Source organism: uncultured Endozoicomonas sp., assembly GCF_947495845.1.
Taxonomy (GTDB): Bacteria; Pseudomonadota; Gammaproteobacteria; order Pseudomonadales; family Endozoicomonadaceae; genus Endozoicomonas.
This window is the reverse complement of record NZ_CANMAO010000002.1, coordinates 96,028-114,869: the sequence shown is the minus strand read 5'-3', so window position 1 is coordinate 114,869 and position 18,842 is coordinate 96,028. Positions and strand designations below refer to the sequence as shown.

The following is an 18,842-nucleotide window of genomic DNA, read 5'->3' as shown; positions in this document are numbered from 1 at the left end:
TCCGCAGGGTTTTCTTAACTGACCATACCATGCATAATAATCCTTAAATGCAGAATAATAATTATAAGTGTGCTGGAGTAGTCAGTGATTCGAGTTCTGTTAGCGGATGACCACGATCTGGTGAGAACCGGGATCTCAAGAATGTTGTCAGATATCGACAATATTGAGATCGTTGCTGAGGCGGCCAGTGGGGAAGAGGCCATTGACCTTTTTCGCGAAGTAAAGCCTGATGTAGTACTGATGGATGTCAGAATGCCTGGCATTGGTGGTCTTGAAGCGACTCGAAAGATTTGTCAGATTGAATCTTCGGCCAAAGTCATTGCGGTCACCGTCTGTATTGATGATCCTTTTCCTAATAAATTGATTGAAGCCGGTGCTTCCGGATATGTCACTAAAAGTTCTAATATCTTGGAAATGGTGACAGCAATTCAAACTGTGTATGCCGGGAAAAAATATCTATCTCCAGAGATTGCTCAGAAGATGGCGCTTAAATCCATGGAACCGGATGCAGCCTCTCCCTTTGGTCAACTCTCCCATCGTGAAACTCAAATTGCTCTGATGATTGTCAATTGTGAAAAGGTTCAGGCCATTTCTGACAAGCTGTGCCTTAGCCCGAAAACCGTGAACAGTTATCGATACCGTATTTTTGAAAAGCTGGATATCACCAGTGATGTTGAGCTTACCCATCTGGCGATTCGCCATGAATTGATTGATACCGTTCAATAGCGCAGCCGACTCCCATATATACCCAAAGGATTTCAAGTTGCTACGCGGCGGCAAGTAAGCGAGGTGAGAGCACACAGCCAACAAAGTAGCAACTTGAAAGGCGACGGGTATAATGGTCTGATATATGTAGTCCAACTGGATGTATATGGCAGACAGTGAACCGTTAAGCCTTGCTGATTCCAAGCCCTTTGATCATAAATCCTTTCTGGAAAGTGTTTCGACGCGCCCCGGTGTTTATGACATGCGGGATGGTCATGGAAAAACCCTCTATATTGGCAAGGCTAAGAATCTTAAAAATCGGTTATCCAGTTATTTTCGAGCCACCGGCCTGACTACGAAAACCATGGCGTTGGTAAGCCGGATTGTTGATATTGAGGTCACGGTTACCCAGACAGAGACCGAAGCTCTACTGCTGGAACAAAATCTGATCAAAAATCGACGGCCGCAATACAATATTCTGCTCAAGGATGATAAGTCGTACCCTTATATTTTTATTTCTGGTGATAATGAATTTCCCAGAATGGAGTCCTGTCGAGGCCGTAAACGACAGAAGGGTAAATACTTTGGTCCATACCCCAGCCGGGTTGCAGTAAAAGACAGTCTTCATCTATTGCAGAAAGTGTTTAAAATCCGCTCGTGTACGGACAGCTACTTTCGAAATAGAACTCGACCTTGTCTCCAGTATCAGATAGATCGCTGTAAAGCCCCCTGTGTAGGACTGGTTTCCGAAGAAGAATATGCTCAGGATATTCACGACACCAGTCAGTTTCTGGAAGGAAAAAGCCAGCAACTGATTCGCTCACTGATAAAAAGAATGGAAACAGCAGCAGAGTCTTTGGATTTTGAAGCTGCCGCAGCACTTCGTGATCAGATTTCACACCTAAGAGCGGTGCAAGAACAGCAGTCGGTCACGAAGGCGTCGGGTAATGTGGACGTGATAGGCTTTGCCGAACTGGCAGGGAAGACCTGTTTTGATGTGTTGTTTATCCGCTCAGGCCATGTGCTTGGTCATAAGTATTACTTTCCGGAGTTTAAGCTTGAGTCGTCCAATTCTGATTATCTGGAAGAGTTTGTCGCTCAGTTTTATGTTCGGCTTGCCGGCAGTCGAGACTTTCCCGATGAAATTGTTGTGCCGTTTGAGTTTGCAGGTGCTTTGGTGGTGGAGCAAGCCATTGAATCACTGGCAGCGAAAAAACTGAAAATAAAACATCGAGTGCGCTCAGAACGTCATGATTGGTTAGTGTTGGCCAATAAAAATGCGCAACACAACCTGCAGAGCCATCTTGCCAATAAAAGTCATCTGACTCAGCGTTATCAGCAGTTATCTAAATTGCTGGGCTTGTCTAAGCCGATCATCAGAATGGAATGCTTCGATATCAGTCATACCATGGGAGAGGCGACAGTGGCTTCCTGTGTTGTTTTCGGTGCTGAAGGCCCAAAGATCAGTGAGTATCGTCGGTATAATATTTCAGGCATAGAACCCGGTGATGATTATGCCGCCATGAACCAGGCCTTGAAAAAACGGTATCATCGACTGGCTTCCATGGAGGATGAGAAAGAAGAGGGTGGTCGTCCAGATTTGATTATTATTGATGGCGGTAAAGGACAGCTGACAGCATCCGCAGAAGCTCTTGCAGAGCTGGAGCTGCAGATTCCCATGCTGGGCGTTGCGAAAGGTGTCACCCGAAAGGCGGGTCTTGAAAAGCTGTTATATGATGGAAAAGAATTAAATCCAGAAGGGTATGACGCCGCGTTGCTACTCATACAGCAGATTCGGGACGAGGCGCATCGCTTTGCCATCACCGGTCATCGTCAGCGTCGCCAGAAGGCTCGGAATCGCTCTGTGCTTGACGATATCCCAGGTGTTGGCAGTAAGCGCCGCTCAGCTCTGCTAAAGTTCTTTGGCGGTAAAGATGGTGTTTATAATGCTTCTGTTGATGAGCTGGCAAAGGTGGAGGGGATTAGTCGTAAAATGGCTCAACAGATTCATGATTATTTTCATAATGACTAGCGAAAATGTCAGGTACTGTGTACCGTATGCTCCGCATAAATACTGAATAAACTAAGCGGTTTGCTTACTGCTTATAACAACGGCATCAATTTTTGGCATAACATGAACGTTCCAAATTTTCTGACACTTGCAAGAATTGTTCTGGTTCCCTTTCTGGTAATCATTTTCTATTTACCCTTCGAGTCCCGCTATCTTGTGTGTGCTGGGATTTTTGCCTTCGCGGCGGTCACCGACTGGTTTGACGGCTATCTGGCTCGCCGATGGAATCAAAGCACACCCTTCGGTGCTTTTTTTGATCCCGTGGCGGATAAAATTATGGTGGCTGCGGCGCTGTGTTTGCTTATTGACGAGTTCAGTTCTTTTTGGATGACAGTACCTGCCATGATCATTGTTGGCAGGGAAATTGTGATTTCTGCCTTAAGGGAATGGATGGCTGAACTTGGTAAGCGCACCAGTGTTGCTGTAAGTATGATTGGTAAGGCCAAAACAACGGCGCAAATGGTGGCGATCACTTTATTGCTATTGTCTCCTAAACCGTTGGACACCTGGACAGATTATGCGGGCATCTTATTGCTGTATCTGGCCGTGGTTTTAACCCTGTGGTCAATGTACGTTTATCTCAAAGCGGCTTGGCCAGATCTGTCGCCGTTTCAAAAGCCTGACTGAAAAGACGGAAAGCGGTTGACATCAAAGGAGAAAAACCTAAAATACGCTTCGTGCTTAGGCAGTGGCAGCGAGTTGAAATAGTTAGAAACAACTTGGTGTTACGGTATGAAGCACAACTCTTGAAGATAACTCCTTAAGTGAGTGTTTTGAGAGATAGAGCGGGAATAGCTCAGTTGGTAGAGCGCAACCTTGCCAAGGTTGAGGTCGCGAGTTCGAACCTCGTTTCCCGCTCCAAATATTAATAGCTGTTTTGCAGTTTTTAATAGAAGGCGAGTTAGCAAAGCGGTTATGCAGTGGACTGCAACTCCATTTAGACCGGTTCGACTCCGGTACTCGCCTCCAGTTTTAACGTTCTATATGTAATACATAAAGAATGCAGGCAATAGCCTGTTTTTTTATGGCATAAGTTTGTAATATGTTCTTATGCCCGAGTGGTGAAATTGGTAGACACAAGGGACTTAAAATCCCTCGATCGAAAGATCGTGCCGGTTCGATTCCGGCCTCGGGCACCATCTATTTAAGGCGAGTTAGCAAAGCGGTTATGCAGTGGACTGCAACTCCATTTAGACCGGTTCGACTCCGGTACTCGCCTCCATTATTCTCTTATCTCATCTCTCTGATTCAAACTCCTCTGGTCTGATCTCCACCAGCTCTATCTGATTGCCATCTGGATCTGCTGTAAAAAAATACCGAAAGCATCCTAGCCTAGCGTTAAGAATAGAAGAGCATTTTATGCATTTCTCTTCTAGCTGTTTCCTCATTGGTTCCAGATTCTGGAATCTGAAGTGCAAAGTGCGTGATTCCCAATTTGTTTATATACGGAAAATAGTTGGTCGTAGCGCTTATTTTGCAAGGTGTTGCGAACTGGAATAGCTCGATTTTTGCTGAGCCGGCTAGCGCCATAAGAAGAATAGTAACGTTGTCATCTGTGTATTTCGTCTGAGCGTGAAATCCAAAAAGGCTGTAGAATTTTTCGCTTTCTGCGATATTGCCGCTGGTTATGGATATATGATGAACGACGATAGTCATAGGTTTGCACGGATGTGTGGAGTGATTAAATCAGTTTAGCTTCAGTAGAAAAACGCAGCCCACCGAGTAGGGAATTTTTTCTTTTCTTTAATGTACGACAGTAGCTTTGAGAGCGGCATAAGACGTAAAGCCTCTCTTGCTTCACGAAAACCATCGCCATAAATGGGGTCTGGTGTTAATGCGATTTGTTTGCGCCGGAACTCTGCATCTTTTGTGTCCAGATTTTTGAGCCAGATGTACTCCATGAGCACGCACATGCCTTCTTCGACTTTTAGAGGAAGATCCAGAAAATAATTATAAAAAAACCAGGCATGGGTTAATTCATGAATCATCACGGTTCGGAAATGTTCTTCTGGCAGGTTGACCTGAATCAGGATGCAGTCAAAATTTCTCGCCAGAATCTCCCCGCGACTATGAGTGGTATTGGTGCGAGTCACGCCAAGAATGGGGTGGTTGTCATGGAAATTATGATGACTGGCGCCATTCAGCTCATCTCGGCCACATAGAAATACTGGGGTCTGGGTGGAGTTTAACTTTAAACCGACGGAGGCCAGTGCGAAGCGCATTTCTTCCGCAATCTGATCAGCTTGTGCCTGCGTGGAGATGCCGTTAAGGCTGCACTGATTGCAAATCACGACACCGTCGGGATACTGCATGCCGCCATCGGTGAGGTTGTCGCAAACCAGTCGGCCGCAGCTGGAGCATTCCGGATGATTTTGATGTTGATCGCAATAGGGGTTACCCCAAAAATCAACAAAATACCGGCGAGTTAGTGGTTTTCTGCATACTGAGCATTTTTTGTTACCCCTGGTTGGTATGCAGGCGGGGTGCCAGGGCATTTTGTTGTGTTCAACGTATTCTGCTGAAATCGGTTTTTTGCAGCCCGGGCAGCGAACACACTGAGGGTGATATAGTTTTTTTCTAAATACGACAAATGAGCCACCTTGCAGCGGTTGCCGGCAGCTTTTACAAAGCAGGCAATGTGGATGCCAATGCTTGCCCATGGCGTTCACGATATTACCTGATATTGGTTTTCTGCATCCCTTACAAATTTTCACAAATAGTATTGATAATATTGAGTGCTGTGCTGTTAGTTCAAAGATAGTGATCGGCAGACATTCTCTTTAAACGACTGGCTTCTGCATGATAGTACTGGCTTGTCGTCTGAATGGAGTCATGTCCTGCAAAAATCGCGAGATCTTCAATATCCATCTTACGCGCCAGATGGGTTAATGCTGTGTGCCTCAAAGCGTGGAATGGCATTGTGCTGAGTCGGGCTTTCAGTTCCGGTTCAGCATTGATTGCACATCGGTTCATAAAGGTTCGCCACCATTGCCTTAACCCTCTTGGGGATAGGGCGCATAGGGTGTTATTTAACATCCTGTGCCTGGGTGCCAGTGGAAATGTGTCACCATAAAGGCTATCAATGCCGTATAACTGCTTGAGGTCCATGATCGTGCCTCGAAGCTGGTTGTTGAGCGGGATATGCCGGCGCTTTTTCCCTTTGCCCAGTACGCTCAAGTAAAAACCATTGTCGTTATCTGGATGTATATCGGTACAGTTGTGATGGGTGAGTTCAGATTCTCGAAGTGCCAGTCCATATCCTAAAGCGATGATGTATCGGGTTCGAGCTGCTTCCATCTTTTGACCTATTGTATTAGAGGGTAGGTGGTCAATACACTTCTTGATGAATTCCCAGTCTGAGTCATGAAAGTAACGTACGACGGTATTTCCTCGGGCCAGTTTTTCGCCAGATCGGATCAGTGCTGCAGTTGGATTCCCTGTAATGTATCTGTTTTTCTCCAGAAACGAGAAAAAGGACGACAACACATCGATCACCTGATCTGTACTCTTTCCGGGCTTTATGGAGGACTTAAACAGCACCCTTTCTGGTTGGCCGGGTAGAATGCCTTGGGTTGTCCAGTGATATGGCAGTGTTTGAATGAAGGTCAGGTAGTTTTGTAAATGCTTGAGTCGTACGTTTTGATAGCTGACTTTTAGCTCAAGGTATAAATAAGCGGTGAAGCGGGTGATTTCTCGATCGTAGCGCCTTAGGGTTTCTTTAGAGCGTGCGCCGGCTTTCTGAAGATAGAATTGCAGGGCTTCTGCATCATTTTTGGCGCCAAGCATATTGTCTTGATGCAGCGGTGATGCCTGGGGCGGGGCAGGTGGAAGCTCCATCACTGCGGAGCCAAATATGGTCATGATACTGCTCATTATTTTTTACCAGGCATGGTCTTCTCGAAAGCTTCAGCGGCACCTTTGAGGCGTTCTACTTCTAATTCGAGCTGGTTAAATCTGGCCAGTTTTGATTCGGTTTTTTCCAAAAGTGATTCCAGGTTTGCTTTTGATTGCGAAATATCATCCAGTTGCCGCCTAAGGTGGATCTGCTCTTTTTTATCGATCAGTAGCTCTCTAACCGTCATGATGATCTCGGTGTTGCCACAATCCAGAAGAAGGCTGATCTTCTCAGCTATGTCTGAGGAGGTCTTAAGGTCTTTGGTTGTTGCTGCAAGATCATTTTTTTCTTCGCACGCCTTTAGATAAGCACGGGATTTGTTTTCCAGACGATTCTCCAGCTCCATGAGAGTTTTGCTCATAGAATGGATTTTGTCATTCTGGTCAGTGATGCTTTTTTCGAGACTCTTTTTGGCTCTTCTCTCATCATCCACGACACCTAACCAATGATTGATTTGCTCCTGGTGTCGTTGGTCCAGCTGTTTTTCAAGCGCTTTCACTGATTCCTGATGGTCTTGCTTTTGTTGGTTCAACGCATCAATGGTCTGAATACTGCGCTCTTGTTCCTGCTCAAGTTTTGATTGCAGGGATTGTATCTGTAGCGCCTGCTGCTTCTCTGTCTCCTGGCACTGTCCCAACTCAAGAGTTATTTGCTCGTTCGTCGTCTTATATTCTCTATTTTCTTTAGAGAGCGCTTCATTTCTTTCAATCAGCTGTTGAATGGTTTGCTTGAGTTCATCGATTTCCTGATTAGACGCTTCTTCCTGTGAGCGTTGCTGCTCAGTCAGGGAGTGCTTCCACTTGCCAATCTCTCGCTTCAGGCTTTTTACCAGATCCTGAGGAAGTTCAATGTCTTCATCTTTGCTCAGGTCGCTGAGAAACCGCCATTCGTTGTAATAAGGAAGAACGGTTTGCTTACCCATCTTACCCAATCGTGCGATTTTATCCGCGTTTATGCGCTCTCCTTTTTCCTGCAATTCATCAAGAATATGAAAGATTCGGGTTCGCTTCATGTCGCTTTCTGTAGATTCCTGCATTTTCTCTGCTCATGTAGAACTGATAATACCAGTATTATAATACTGGTATTATCAGTTCTATCAATAATTACTTTAATGCCGGTAACTATTCTTACCGGCATTAAAAAGTGGTTTTGGCGAGATATATTAAAAAGATGACTAAATTAAGGTCTCGGTGAACACTGAAAGCATTACCAGGTTGTCAGGTACGAGGCCGTTAGATTTGGAGGCGCAAAAGAACAATTTTTGCGATCAACACACAGTGCTCAGTAAGTGGGGAGTAGGGGGCATACTGAGAGAGGGAATGTGACTGGAGATAAATAGGAGGAGGGCTCAGATATTAAGAGTAACTGCATAGATACTCTTATCGCATAGGGTGAGCCCTGAAAATCCCTCCCTTACTTAAAATTACGAGACTTTTGCTTTATTTTTTCTACCAACTTCTTACCTTTGGCGCTTAGAGTCAGCTTGAAATAACGGCCATCGTCTTCATGTTGAACCTTCTTGATCAGTCCAAGTCCAGGACGATCATGACGGCCTTCGCCAAGACGCTTAACACTGACAGCAATATCGCTAGGTGTCCCGCAGGTCAATTTTTCAGAGTTCACAAGATCGGTGATGGTCTCACCAGGGTTCTCAGCCACTACAAGAAGTATTTGCCACTGGATTACGGTCAGCGGTTGTTCTTGCATAAGTTGAGTCAGTTTAACCAAGCCTTTTAAAGTCATCGGCAGTTACCTTTTTTAGAGTTAATTTTCAGGGCTGTTGTGAACTAAGAATGTCGTTTATTTTCATTCCTTGTTGGCTAAAGCCCTTTGTTCGCAACACTTGTGGTGACTGCTATACCAAAATAAATATTAGACAGTTTTCTACTGTCTTAGCAAGTTTATGGACGCAGTCGTTAAATATTTCGGCAATAAGTAACAAAACTGTTACGTTAGGGAACAGGTTGTCAGGAAAAGTTCAACGCTTCCCAGAGTGAATGTTTCCCATTAAAAGTCTCCCATTAAAAGCCTCTATTACTCGCCTATGGCTTTGACAACAGTTTTCAGAAAAAATTCTATAACTCCAAACGTTCTATGAAGGTATCGCCTAAATAATGCCGTATGTGCGCATAATATATATTATGTTAAATAGGTAATATTCTTATCCCAACCCTATTAATACGAGTTATAGGATGGATTTAATTAATTGAGAATAAATCTCATTTGCGCCTTTTGATTTTATGACTATTCTAAAAACGTTTAATAAAAACTGAATTGGACTATCAATATGAATTTTGCCGCAAAGGGTTTTGCCCTCTTTATTACTTTATTACTGGTATTTATTGGGAGTGCTGCTTCGGCTGATCCTGAGGGTATCATCACTATTAGTTATCTTGGAGACTCTGATGCTAAAGGTTCTTTGAGTACTGATTGCGTTAAAGGTGCAGAGTCTTGCCATGTAAACTTTACACCATCAGCTCAAACGCTGACTGAGCAAAGTAACCCATTAGTTGGGACTCTTCAGTTTAATGCCCTGTTTTATCAAAAGCCGGATGTCGCCGGTGATTATGGCTCCATCACTGTGAAGCAAGGAAGTAAATCTACTACAGCACCGATTCATATCGATTTTGATGCCCTCAATCTTGGCGACAAAGACTCTCCTCAAGCCAGGGCTTTGATTTCCTTCTTCCACCCGGCTTTGATTTCAGACGCTCTAAAAGAGATAAACGGTGAAAAGGATCTCAATGATTATGTGATCGGTGAAAAAAAACTGTCCCAAACTATGCATTTATTCAAGCCTGAGAGCCACGATCTTTCAACCCAGGATGCGAATCTTCTTAACTCAGTGATCTCAGAAGATTTTCTTACATTTGATATTGGTGATAGCTATTCCATGATCATGACATTTGATGATCAAAACCTGCCAAGCTCCATTTATGTAGTTGATCGCTGGCGTTTATTCCGGCACTCCCTGGTCAAAACCGTTATTGGTTATGGGGATTTGGTTGGGCTCGTTTTACACGGTGTTGAATTTGTCCGCTATGGTTCATCATTAATGGGTTTTGAAACTGATGGTCACTCCCACGGCCCTGCGGTTAGCTCTGGGATAAAAAAAGTGATTTTAGAACTCATAGGTTCTGGGTTCCATGTTGCTGAGATTGTTGATCATACCCATGGTGTTGGTGAGTTTATTTATGGAGGTCAAAAACATTACCATGATCATGACCATGGAATTGGGGAGCATGTTTTTGGTGTTCTTCATTTAGGTCATACTGTTTATGAAACAGTTACTATGTGGTCTATCGTGCATGGTATTCAACTAGGGTTGACCGTGGCCAGCTTTGGCTATCATCATATTCCGGCTCGTGTCTATGAATACTCCTTGATAGAAGCGCTGCAGACTACCGCGACAAAACAGGCCGCTAATCGAAGAAACAATAGCTGACCTCCCTTCCCTCAACTCATTGAAATAACGATACTTTACCAGTGTCGTTATTTTGATTTTCCGGCAACGCCATAAACTGGTCGATTTTATGGAAATATGTTGCGAAAATGCCTCACATTGAAACGAATGTACATGGTCAGCTATTTTTAGCCTGGATATGCAGTTTTATTCGGACTGAAGCTTTTGTTTTAGACAGCTGATGTAAAGGTGCAGCCTAATTTCAGGCAGTGATGCCATCAGAATAATAAAGTGAGTGGAATGCAGAAATTTGCCAAGTTGAGCGGTTCATGGCTGGCCGCAGGGGGTGTTTCAGCCGTCATCGCTGTGTACCTACTGACAGCAGATGTCGTTGATATTAACGACAGTGATCGATCCCCTCCCCCTTCGGCTTTGGAAAACCCAAATTACGCATTACCCACCGTTGAAGCGACGCGTTTTGACCAAACACTGATTAAACGAACCTTGACGCTTTATGGTCGCACGGAAACAGACCGTACGGTCACAGTGAGCTCTGAACTGGCAGCACGCGTGGTTCAAGTGTCTGGAAAACGGGGCGAACTGATTACGGTTGGGCAGGAAATTCTTAAACTCAATGAAGGCAGTTTAAAAGCTCAGCTGGCATCCGCAAAAGCCAGGGTCAAACAAGTTCAGCAGGATTATGATTCAGTCATCTCTCTGCAGAAGAAAAAGCTGATCGCGGATAATCAGGTGGCCGACCTGGAGGCCTCTCTGGCTGAAGCTATTTCCAATAAAGAGCAACTGAGAATACATTGGGAAAACACGAAGGTGGTCGCTCCGATTTCTGGAGTGCTCAACCAGCGCTATGTTGAAGTGGGCGATTTTATTGATACGGGTAAGCCGGTGGCCGAGATTCTGGATCTGGATCCACTGGTGATCAGTGTGGATGTGCCCCAAGCCTCTATTGCTCAATTTCAGGCCGGCGAGTCCGCGTCGGTTCGCTTTGCAGATGGTCAGTCACGACAGGCCTATATCCGCTTTATCAGTCGTCAGGCAAACAGTTCTACCCGAACCTTCGAAGTTGAGTTAACTGTTGAAAACCCAGCCATGGATATTCCAGCCGGATTGAGTGTTGAAGCCGATCTTTTTATGGATGAAGTGCTTGCGCTGGAAATTAGCCCTGCCTGGCTGGCGTTGGATGAAGACGGCAAACCAGGGGTGAAATGGGTAAACCATAAGGATCGTGTGCAATTCACACCCATCGATCTGGTGAAGTCAGAAAGTAATCGCCTATGGATTACCGGCATTCCCCGACATGCAAAAGTCATCACCCGTGGCCAGGGATTTGTCCGGGCCGGTGATCAGGTCTCGGTGATTAATCCGGGTTTATCACTGGTTGCCGGGGAGTAATGCATTGTGCGTGATCTGATAACGGCTTCATTATTACGAACCCGAAGTGTCATGATGTTACTGGCACTGATTCTGCTCACCGGGTTTGCCAGCTATATGACCATTCCCCGGGAGTCCAGCCCCGACATTACCATTCCGGTCATTTATGTGTCTGTCCATTTTGAGGGCATTTCCCCTGAGGATGCTGAGCGTCTTCTCGTCCTTCCGCTGGAAAAAGAGCTTCGCGCCATTGAAGGCTTAAAGGAAATGAGCGCCACGGCATCTCAATCCCATGCGTCGGTAGTGCTGGAGTTTATTGCCGGTATGGACACAGATGAAGTACTGGCGGACGTCAGGGACAAAGTAAATCTGGCGAAAAGTAAGTTACCCAAAGATACGGATGAGCCAGAAATTCATCAAATTACGTTTGCCAGTATGGCGCCTGTCATTACCGCTGTGTTATCTGGAAATCTTCCTGAACGAGCTTTGGTCAAAATGGCCCGTGAGTTGAAAGATGTGCTGGAATCCAGAAAACAAATACTGGAAGTGGATATCGCCGGCGATCGTGAAGAAGTGGTCGATGTTATCATTGACCCGCTGAAGCTTGAAAGCTACGGCCTGATTCCCAGTGATGTAATTAACCTTGTGGCTCAAAATAATCAGCTGGTTGCAGCGGGTAATGTTGATAATGGCAAAGGTCGATTTTCCGTAAAAGTACCCGCGGTTTATAAGACACCTGCAGACATTCTTTCCCAGCCCGTAAAAGCCGACGGTGATCGTGTTATTACTTTTGCAGATATTGCAACCGTATTGAGCACCTTCAAAGAAGGTGGCGGTTATGCCCGGATGAACGGGCAGAACAGCGTCGCCCTGGAAATCAAAAAACGGCCGGGTGAAAATATTATCGAAACCGTTGCCCTGGCCAAAGCCATTATTGCTGAAGGTCAAAAGCTGGCACCTGATACGTTGATAGTGGATTACGTGGGTGATCAGTCCACGGATATTGTAACCATGGTCAACGATCTGCAAAACAGCGTACTCTCGGCCATTATTTTTGTGGTGACGGTGATTATCGGGGCGCTGGGCTTTCGTAGTGCGGTGTTGGCAGCAGTTGCTATTCCGGGATCATTTCTTGCAGGCATTTTGATCATTGCCATGATGGGTTTAACCATCAATATGATCGTCCTTTTCTCCTTAATGATGGCCGTGGGCATGTTGGTTGATGGTGCCGTGGTGGTTACCGAATTTGCCGATCGGAAAATGACGGAAGGTGTGCCAAGGCGGCAGGCTTATCGTGATGCATCCATTAGAATGTCATGGCCGATTATTGCCTCCACGGCAACGACACTGGCCGCCTTTTTCCCGCTGATGTTTTGGCCGGGTATTATGGGGGAGATGATGAAGTATCTTCCCCTGACTCTGATCGCCACCCTCGCCTCTTCTCTGGTGATGGCGCTGATATTTATTCCAACCATCGGTGCTGTCTTTGGCAAACCCAGAAAGATCAGTAATAAAGAGCAGCAAGCCATTGTTGCTGCAGAATCTGGCAACTTGTTGGATATTCCGGGATTGACGGGTTTTTATATACGATCATTGTCTAAAGCTATTCAGCATCCTCTGAAAATTCTGGCTGCCGGGCTGGCTTCGGTCTTTATTATTTATGTGGCGTTTATCCAGTTCGGTAAAGGTTCCGAGTTTTTCCCGGATGTGGATACGGATAGCATCGTTGTTAAGGTGAAGGTCAATTCCAGTAATCTGTCTATTGACGAGAAAGACGACATTCTCAAACGAGTCGAAGCCATCATTCTTAAAGAGCCTGAGCTGGAAACATTGTATGCCCGTACCGGCGATAATCAGGAAGTGGGCACGCTGCGCTTGAATATGGTGGACTGGAAGTTCCGCAGAAAGGCGGCTGAGATCACGGAAGATCTTAAAGTGAAACTGTCGCATTTTGCTGGCCTTGATATATCCATTGAACGACAGAAAGACGGACCACCACAGGGCAAACCACTGGAATTGGTGGTCACTGCCAGCAGTCTTGAAGTACTCCACGACAGTGTTCGAAAAGTGAGACTGCTACTGTCAGAGACGGATGGATTTATCAATGTAGAAGACGATGGCCCAACTCCTGGTTATGAATGGCGAATTGATGTTAACCGGGCAAATGCTGCCCGTTATGGCGCGGATGTCAGCAGTGCCGGCGGTTTGATCAGAATGGTGACGTCCGGGTTAACGGTTGGCAGTTATCGTCCGGACGACAGCAGTGATGAAGTCGATATTCGTATTCGTTTCCCGGAAACCGATCGCCATCTGGAAAGCATCGACCAACTTAGGTTGATGACTCAAGCGGGCTTGGTCCCGATCAATAATTTCATGACCCGGGAGATCGTGCCAAAGGTTGATAGCATTAAGCACCAAGACGGCAAACGCTCCATCAGCATCACTGCCAATCTATCTGAAGGACTGTTGCTCAATGACCTGTTGCCGGTCCTGAAGAAACAGTTGGAAGCGCTTGATCTTCCCCGGGACGTTCGCTTCCAATTCAAAGGTCAGAATGAAGAACAGGAAGAAAGTGGTCAGTTTCTGGTGAAGGCATTTACTGTTGCTCTGTTCGTCATGGCTATGATTCTGGTGACGCAGTTCAACAGCTTCTATCAAGCATCATTGATTATGTCCGCGGTTATTTTGTCCACTGGCGGCGTCTTTCTTGGCTTGTTGTTGGCCGGAAAGCCTTTCGGTATTGTGATGTGTGGTATTGGTGTGATTTCCCTTGCCGGTATTGTGGTGAACAATAACATCGTCTTGATTGACACCTACAACGTGCTTCGAAGCAGAGGTATGAAGGCGGAGGAAGCCATTCTCAGGACCGGCGCCCAGCGTTTACGCCCCGTGATGCTGACAACCGTCACCACTATTCTGGGATTGATGCCCATGGTGTTATCCACGAATATTGACCTGTTGAATCATAGCTTGGAAATAGGTGGACCAACGGCCCAGTGGTGGAACCAGCTTTCTACCGCCATTGCCGGTGGTCTTGCTTTCGCCACGGTGTTGACTCTGATATTAACGCCCTGCCTTCTGGTGATTGCCGGTAAAAAGCAGGATCGAAAACTCCAGCCTTAATGGTATGGCCAGATAACTTTCTGTTATCTGGCTTTTTGTTCAAATCTGATATTCTCTACAGAATCTATGGATCTTATTACGATTTGAGTAAATACATGACTCTGCAGTTAGCTGATATTGGTGTCAATCTGAGTGATCAGGCCTTTGATCTCGACCGAGATGAAGTAATCACGCGCGCGGTTGAAGCGGGTGTTACCACAATGATTTTGACGGGAACCTCCCTTGAGGAGTCCCAGCAGGTGTTGAACTTAGCTAATCACTATGCTGAGTACTGTTATTCAACGGCAGGTATCCATCCACACCATGCGAAAGACGTGCAAAACACCACAATGGCAGAACTGAAAAGTTTACTGATGGAAAAGAAGGTGGTGGCTATTGGCGAAACAGGATTGGATTTTAATCGAGATTTTTCTCCCCGACCGGTTCAGGAAAAGGTGTTCGAACAACATATTGAACTGGCCATTGAAACGGGCATGCCGCTTTTCTGCCATGAACGGGATGCATCTGAACGCTTTGTAGAGATGATTAAAGGCTGTCGGGATCAGTTGTCACGTTTGGTCGTCCACTGTTTTACCGCGGAGAAAAAGGCTCTGTATCGTTATCTGGATTTGGATTGTCACATTGGCATTACCGGCTGGATCTGTGATGAACGCAGAGGCACTCACCTTCACCCATTGGTAAAAGATATTCCCTCTGATCGACTGATGATTGAAACCGACGCTCCTTGGTTGCTCCCAAGAACCTTAACCAGCAAACCGAAGAGTCGCCGTAATGAACCGGCCTTTTTGGTGGAAGTTGTAAAGGAAATATCCGTTCATACCGGCAAAAAAGAAACGGTTATCGCCAAGGAAACGTTAGCCACAGCCCTGGAATTTTTCAATATTCATCAATAGGTTCATGGGGGTACGGATCCAGGTGAACAATCACATCCGCATCGGGCAGGTATTCCAGCACCGCCCGCTTGGCTTTTGCGCCAAGATGGTGTGCTCTTTCTAAGGACAGCTCAGCCTCAAGATCCAGGTGCATCTGTATGAAGGACATTGGGCCGGATACCCGGGTGCGAACATCATGTACACCCAACACACCATGAATGGACAGCGCCCTTCTCTCTATCTCTTCCAGGTCTTCCGGAGGTAAAGCATGATCCATTAGCTGCTGGATGGCTTCCCAGGCCAGCTTTCTAACACTAAAAATCATATAGCCACCGATGAGGAAAGCCAGCAAATTATCCAGCTGATCATATCCCTGACTTGCACCAAACAATGCAATGATAACCGCAAAATTCGTCAACAGATCCATACGGTAGTGAAGCGAATCGGATTTAATGGCGGCGGAATCAGTCCGTTTGATCACGTACCGCTGGAAAGTAATCAGGATAATGGTGGCCACCATGGAGAAAGCCATAACCCCAAGGCCGGCATTTTCATTTTGCAGCACAATATCATCGCCGGACATTCGATCCAGGCTGTTCAGTATTAACACAATGGCAGATCCGGCAATAAATGCAGCCTGTGCCAGCACCGCAAGCTGCTCTGCCTTGCCATGACCAAAATGGTGGTCGTCATCGGCCGGCTGAATGGCAATTCTAATAGCGAACAAGGTGATCAAGGAGGCCAGCACATCCATGGTTGAATCCAACAGAGTTGCCAGTAGACTCAATGACCCGGTCATAAACCAGGCTGCTAGTTTAGCAATAATCAATAAACTGGCGGTTGCAACAGAGGCATAGGTTGCGAGTTTCAGTAAACGGTGATTTTCTTTAGACACGTGCTCACCTGAAGGTATGTCATGCTGGGTATCAGAATGGTTTACTTTGTTATCTTTAAATAAAGTCAAAAAATAGCTAATCATGCGATCCTTGCCAATCAACTAAAGATTCTTCTTTATCCTATCCTGAAGTGATCTTATTGAGCCAGTTTTTCAGTTCATTCTCGGAGAATGGCCAACCTAGCTCTTCTTCCTGCCCCTTTATACCAACCACTGGAATACGTATGCCATAGTGTTTTATCAAGTCATTATCTGTACTGATTTCTATTGGCGACCATTTGCAGCCAATGGTTTCCAGTATTTTTTGAGCATCTTCGCATAGGTGACAACCGGCTGTGGTATAGAGAAGTAGCTGAGTCATGGTACGTCTTACCTAAAAAGGGAGCCTATGATAGCGATATACTCAGTGTTAGACCAAGAAAGAAAAATTCCAGATATAACCCCTGATATAACCACAGATTGGAATTTTTGCGTATACTTGCAACGGGCAATTATAAACACAGCTGGCGGTCCCATGGATTTTACATTTTTTAATCAGTTGATGCTGATTCTGGCGTTGTCTGCTATAACCCTCGTTTTTTTCAAGCGTTTTCAGATGCCTGAAAGCCTTGGTTATCTGTTTGTTGGCATTATTCTTGGCCCAACCACTTCTGGTTTGATACAGCAGGATTTTGATATTGCCCTATTGGCGGAAATCGGCGTGGTTTTCCTATTGTTTACCCTCGGTCTTGAATTCTCCATAAAGACCATCATGGCTATGAAAAAAGAGGTTTTCGGTCTTGGTGGGCTTCAGGTGCTGGTTACTGGGGTGGGGATTTTCGGCATTCTGACCTTTTTCAATTTTCCCTTTTTGGCATCACTGATTTGTGCCTCAGCATTGGCTTTATCTTCAACCGCTATCGTCTCCAAAGAATTAACTCAGAGTAATGAAATACGCTCCCGGCAGGGGCAGTTGGCTATTGGCGTTCTGTTGTTTCAGGATATTTCTGCTGTTATCTTCTTAATTATGATCCCTGCCCTGATCAATGGTGGTACGGAATCTATCGCCATTGCCTCATCGTTAGGGTTTGCCTTGTTTGAAGGCATCATTTTTGTCGTAGTGATGCTGTCTATTGGTAAGTGGGTGTTACCTGCCGTATTTCATGAAATCGCCAAGGCACGTTCTGAAGAACTGTTTGTATTGATGGCTCTGGTCGTTGCATTGATGGCCGCCTGGCTTTCCCATGCTCTTGAGCTGTCAATGGCTCTGGGTGGTTTTGTGGCCGGTATGATGATGGGAGAAAGCCATTATAAGCATCAGGTGGAAGCGGATATCCGTCCATTCCGTGATGTATTGCTTGGGCTGTTCTTCGTGTCTGTCGGATTGATTTTAGATACAGCAGTACTTCAAGAGTTTTGGAAAGAAGTACTTCTAGGTACTATTGCTCTAATAGCCTTTAAGTTTTTAGTGACCTACACCTTGGCGAGAACCATGGGTGAAACCAAAAACATCTCGCTGCGAGCCAGCCTTTCACTGGCTCAAGGAGGAGAATTCTGTTTTGCTCTGGTGGCTCTCGCCTCTCAATATGGCGAAAATGGCGGTAATTTGACCTCCATTGTTCTCGCAGTGACTATTTTATCCATGGTTATTGCGCCGATTTTGATTCGGAAAAGTGATCGAATTGTTAAGTTGGTGAAATTCGATAAATCCGAGGACACAGTGAATCGGGTTAAAGAAGAAGAAGTTCGTAAACAGACTGCCCATATGAACCACCATACCTTGATCTGCGGTTATGGCCGGGTGGGTCAGACCATTGCCCGATTCCTTTCCAAAGAAGGTAAAACCTACGTCGCCATTGATGATGACCCACTTCATGTTCATGAAGCAGGACTGGCAGGTGACCCCGTTTTTTATGGTGATTGCCGAAAACTGGAATTGTTACTTGCCGTTGGATTGGAGCGAGCCAGTCAGGTGGTGATCTGTATTGATCGACCTGAGAACGCCATTAAGATTGTGACAGCCATTCGGGAAAATTGTCAGAGCACACCTATTCTGGTACGAACCCGGGATGATAGTCAGTCTGATGCGCTTAAGAGTGCGGGCGCAACAGTGGTTATTCCTGAGGTATTAGAGTCCAGCCTTGTCATCGTTAAACACGCTCTGCTCATGTTGGGTTTAAATCCGCTGCACGTTCGGCAGCGAGTAAATGAAGCCAGAGCTCAAGGGTATGAAATCTTAAATGGATTTTACCCTGGTATGAGTGACTATCTTTTAGAAGGTGCGAATCAAACCCATCGTCACGCGGTGACTGTCCATAAAAACAGTAAGGTTTGTGGGCAGACGATTGATTTGTTTGACTTAAAAGGAACAGATGTTTCAATTGTTGAAATACGGCGGGATAATATGATTTTACAACCTCAAAAAGGCATGAAATTGTTTCCTGGAGATATTGTTGTTTTAACAGGAAGTAGTAATGACATTTCTCATATCGAAAAGTACTTCGACTAGC

General features: G+C 45.6%; 15 protein-coding genes and 4 tRNA genes. 12 read left to right on the top strand and 7 right to left on the bottom strand.

What is annotated here, in order from left to right; all coding sequences use genetic code 11:
- The first annotated feature begins 84 nt into the window (after window positions 1–84).
- The 7 genes from uvrY (at window position 85) to Q1B11_RS02160 (ending at window position 3,998) form a co-directional block, all read left to right on the top strand.
- Window positions 85–726: a UvrY/SirA/GacA family response regulator transcription factor gene (uvrY, locus tag Q1B11_RS02190; RefSeq protein WP_067522466.1), complete on the top strand. Its 642-nt coding sequence runs from the start codon at window positions 85–87 to the stop codon at window positions 724–726.
- Window positions 727–871: 145 nt separating this feature from the next.
- A complete protein-coding gene (uvrC, locus tag Q1B11_RS02185; RefSeq protein ID WP_299726676.1) occupies window positions 872–2,737 on the top strand; it encodes an excinuclease ABC subunit UvrC in 1,866 nt (621 codons plus the stop codon).
- Window positions 2,738–2,839: 102 nt separating this feature from the next.
- On the top strand, window positions 2,840–3,403 hold the full coding sequence (gene pgsA, locus Q1B11_RS02180) for a CDP-diacylglycerol--glycerol-3-phosphate 3-phosphatidyltransferase (protein ID WP_299726673.1): 564 nt from the start codon (window positions 2,840–2,842) through the stop codon (window positions 3,401–3,403).
- A gap of 158 nt (window positions 3,404–3,561) precedes the next feature.
- A tRNA-Gly gene (locus tag Q1B11_RS02175) sits at window positions 3,562–3,637 on the top strand.
- A gap of 34 nt (window positions 3,638–3,671) precedes the next feature.
- Window positions 3,672–3,745, top strand: a tRNA-Cys gene (locus Q1B11_RS02170).
- 83 nt (window positions 3,746–3,828) lie between these two features.
- A tRNA-Leu gene (locus Q1B11_RS02165) sits at window positions 3,829–3,915 on the top strand.
- Window positions 3,916–3,924: 9 nt separating this feature from the next.
- Window positions 3,925–3,998, top strand: a tRNA-Cys gene (locus Q1B11_RS02160).
- Window positions 3,999–4,114: 116 nt separating this feature from the next.
- Here Q1B11_RS02160 and Q1B11_RS02155 read toward each other — a convergent pair.
- From Q1B11_RS02155 to Q1B11_RS02135, 5 genes are all read right to left on the bottom strand, one after another.
- Window positions 4,115–4,432, bottom strand: a complete 318-nt coding sequence (locus tag Q1B11_RS02155) for a VOC family protein (protein ID WP_299726670.1) — start codon at window positions 4,430–4,432, stop codon at window positions 4,115–4,117.
- A 41-nt stretch (window positions 4,433–4,473) separates the two neighbouring features.
- The gene (locus Q1B11_RS02150; RefSeq protein WP_299726667.1) at window positions 4,474–5,490 is read right to left on the bottom strand and encodes a protein DA1; all 1,017 of its coding nucleotides are present in this window, start codon (window positions 5,488–5,490) and stop codon (window positions 4,474–4,476) included.
- A gap of 37 nt (window positions 5,491–5,527) precedes the next feature.
- Window positions 5,528–6,649 (bottom strand): site-specific integrase, encoded by a 1,122-nt coding sequence (locus Q1B11_RS02145; RefSeq protein ID WP_299726664.1) that lies wholly within the window; start codon window positions 6,647–6,649, stop codon window positions 5,528–5,530.
- Window positions 6,649–7,707, bottom strand: coding sequence for a DNA-binding protein (locus Q1B11_RS02140; protein WP_299726661.1), 1,059 nt, complete (start codon window positions 7,705–7,707; stop codon window positions 6,649–6,651). The genes Q1B11_RS02145 and Q1B11_RS02140 overlap by 1 nt, the downstream gene beginning before the upstream one ends.
- Before the next feature lie 377 nt (window positions 7,708–8,084).
- Complete coding sequence (locus Q1B11_RS02135; RefSeq protein WP_067517756.1) at window positions 8,085–8,414, bottom strand: MarR family winged helix-turn-helix transcriptional regulator; 330 nt, start codon at window positions 8,412–8,414, stop codon at window positions 8,085–8,087.
- Between the two features lie 544 nt (window positions 8,415–8,958).
- Between Q1B11_RS02135 and Q1B11_RS02130 the strand changes: the two genes are divergently transcribed.
- The 4 genes from Q1B11_RS02130 (at window position 8,959) to Q1B11_RS02115 (ending at window position 15,479) form a co-directional block, all read left to right on the top strand.
- A complete protein-coding gene (locus tag Q1B11_RS02130; RefSeq protein ID WP_299726655.1) occupies window positions 8,959–10,116 on the top strand; it encodes a hypothetical protein in 1,158 nt (385 codons plus the stop codon).
- A gap of 258 nt (window positions 10,117–10,374) precedes the next feature.
- Window positions 10,375–11,484 carry an efflux RND transporter periplasmic adaptor subunit gene (locus Q1B11_RS02125; RefSeq protein WP_299726652.1) on the top strand — a complete coding sequence of 370 codons (1,110 nt, stop codon included), beginning with the start codon at window positions 10,375–10,377 and terminating at the stop codon, window positions 11,482–11,484.
- Window positions 11,485–11,490: 6 nt separating this feature from the next.
- Complete coding sequence (locus Q1B11_RS02120; RefSeq protein WP_299726649.1) at window positions 11,491–14,586, top strand: efflux RND transporter permease subunit; 3,096 nt, start codon at window positions 11,491–11,493, stop codon at window positions 14,584–14,586.
- Between the two features lie 95 nt (window positions 14,587–14,681).
- Window positions 14,682–15,479, top strand: a complete 798-nt coding sequence (locus Q1B11_RS02115; protein ID WP_299726646.1) for a TatD family hydrolase — start codon at window positions 14,682–14,684, stop codon at window positions 15,477–15,479.
- On the opposite strand, the gene Q1B11_RS02110 is transcribed toward Q1B11_RS02115, so the two are convergent.
- Together Q1B11_RS02110 and Q1B11_RS02105 are read right to left on the bottom strand one after the other, a co-directional pair.
- Window positions 15,463–16,353, bottom strand: coding sequence for a cation diffusion facilitator family transporter (locus Q1B11_RS02110; RefSeq protein WP_299726643.1), 891 nt, complete (start codon window positions 16,351–16,353; stop codon window positions 15,463–15,465). The two genes, Q1B11_RS02115 and Q1B11_RS02110, sit on opposite strands and share 17 nt — an antisense overlap.
- A 121-nt stretch (window positions 16,354–16,474) precedes the next feature.
- On the bottom strand, window positions 16,475–16,714 hold the full coding sequence (locus Q1B11_RS02105; RefSeq protein ID WP_299726640.1) for a glutaredoxin family protein: 240 nt from the start codon (window positions 16,712–16,714) through the stop codon (window positions 16,475–16,477).
- 153 nt (window positions 16,715–16,867) lie between these two features.
- Here Q1B11_RS02105 and Q1B11_RS02100 point away from each other — a divergent pair, with 153 nt between their 5' ends.
- A complete protein-coding gene (locus Q1B11_RS02100) occupies window positions 16,868–18,841 on the top strand; it encodes a monovalent cation:proton antiporter family protein (RefSeq protein WP_299726637.1) in 1,974 nt (657 codons plus the stop codon).
- Window position 18,842 lies beyond the last annotated feature (1 nt).

Coding starts and splice junctions, on each gene's coding strand:
- Q1B11_RS02140 (WP_299726661.1), bottom strand. CDS start 7,707: ATGCAGGAATCTACAGAAAGCGACATGAAGCGAACCCGAATCTTTCAT.
- Q1B11_RS02125 (WP_299726652.1), top strand. CDS start 10,375: ATGCAGAAATTTGCCAAGTTGAGCGGTTCATGGCTGGCCGCAGGGGGT.
- Q1B11_RS02155 (WP_299726670.1), bottom strand. CDS start 4,432: ATGACTATCGTCGTTCATCATATATCCATAACCAGCGGCAATATCGCA.
- Q1B11_RS02115 (WP_299726646.1), top strand. CDS start 14,682: ATGACTCTGCAGTTAGCTGATATTGGTGTCAATCTGAGTGATCAGGCC.
- Q1B11_RS02105 (WP_299726640.1), bottom strand. CDS start 16,714: ATGACTCAGCTACTTCTCTATACCACAGCCGGTTGTCACCTATGCGAA.
- pgsA (WP_299726673.1), top strand. CDS start 2,840: ATGAACGTTCCAAATTTTCTGACACTTGCAAGAATTGTTCTGGTTCCC.
- Q1B11_RS02100 (WP_299726637.1), top strand. CDS start 16,868: ATGGATTTTACATTTTTTAATCAGTTGATGCTGATTCTGGCGTTGTCT.
- Q1B11_RS02135 (WP_067517756.1), bottom strand. CDS start 8,414: ATGACTTTAAAAGGCTTGGTTAAACTGACTCAACTTATGCAAGAACAA.
- uvrC (WP_299726676.1), top strand. CDS start 872: ATGGCAGACAGTGAACCGTTAAGCCTTGCTGATTCCAAGCCCTTTGAT.
- Q1B11_RS02145 (WP_299726664.1), bottom strand. CDS start 6,649: ATGAGCAGTATCATGACCATATTTGGCTCCGCAGTGATGGAGCTTCCA.
- Q1B11_RS02130 (WP_299726655.1), top strand. CDS start 8,959: ATGAATTTTGCCGCAAAGGGTTTTGCCCTCTTTATTACTTTATTACTG.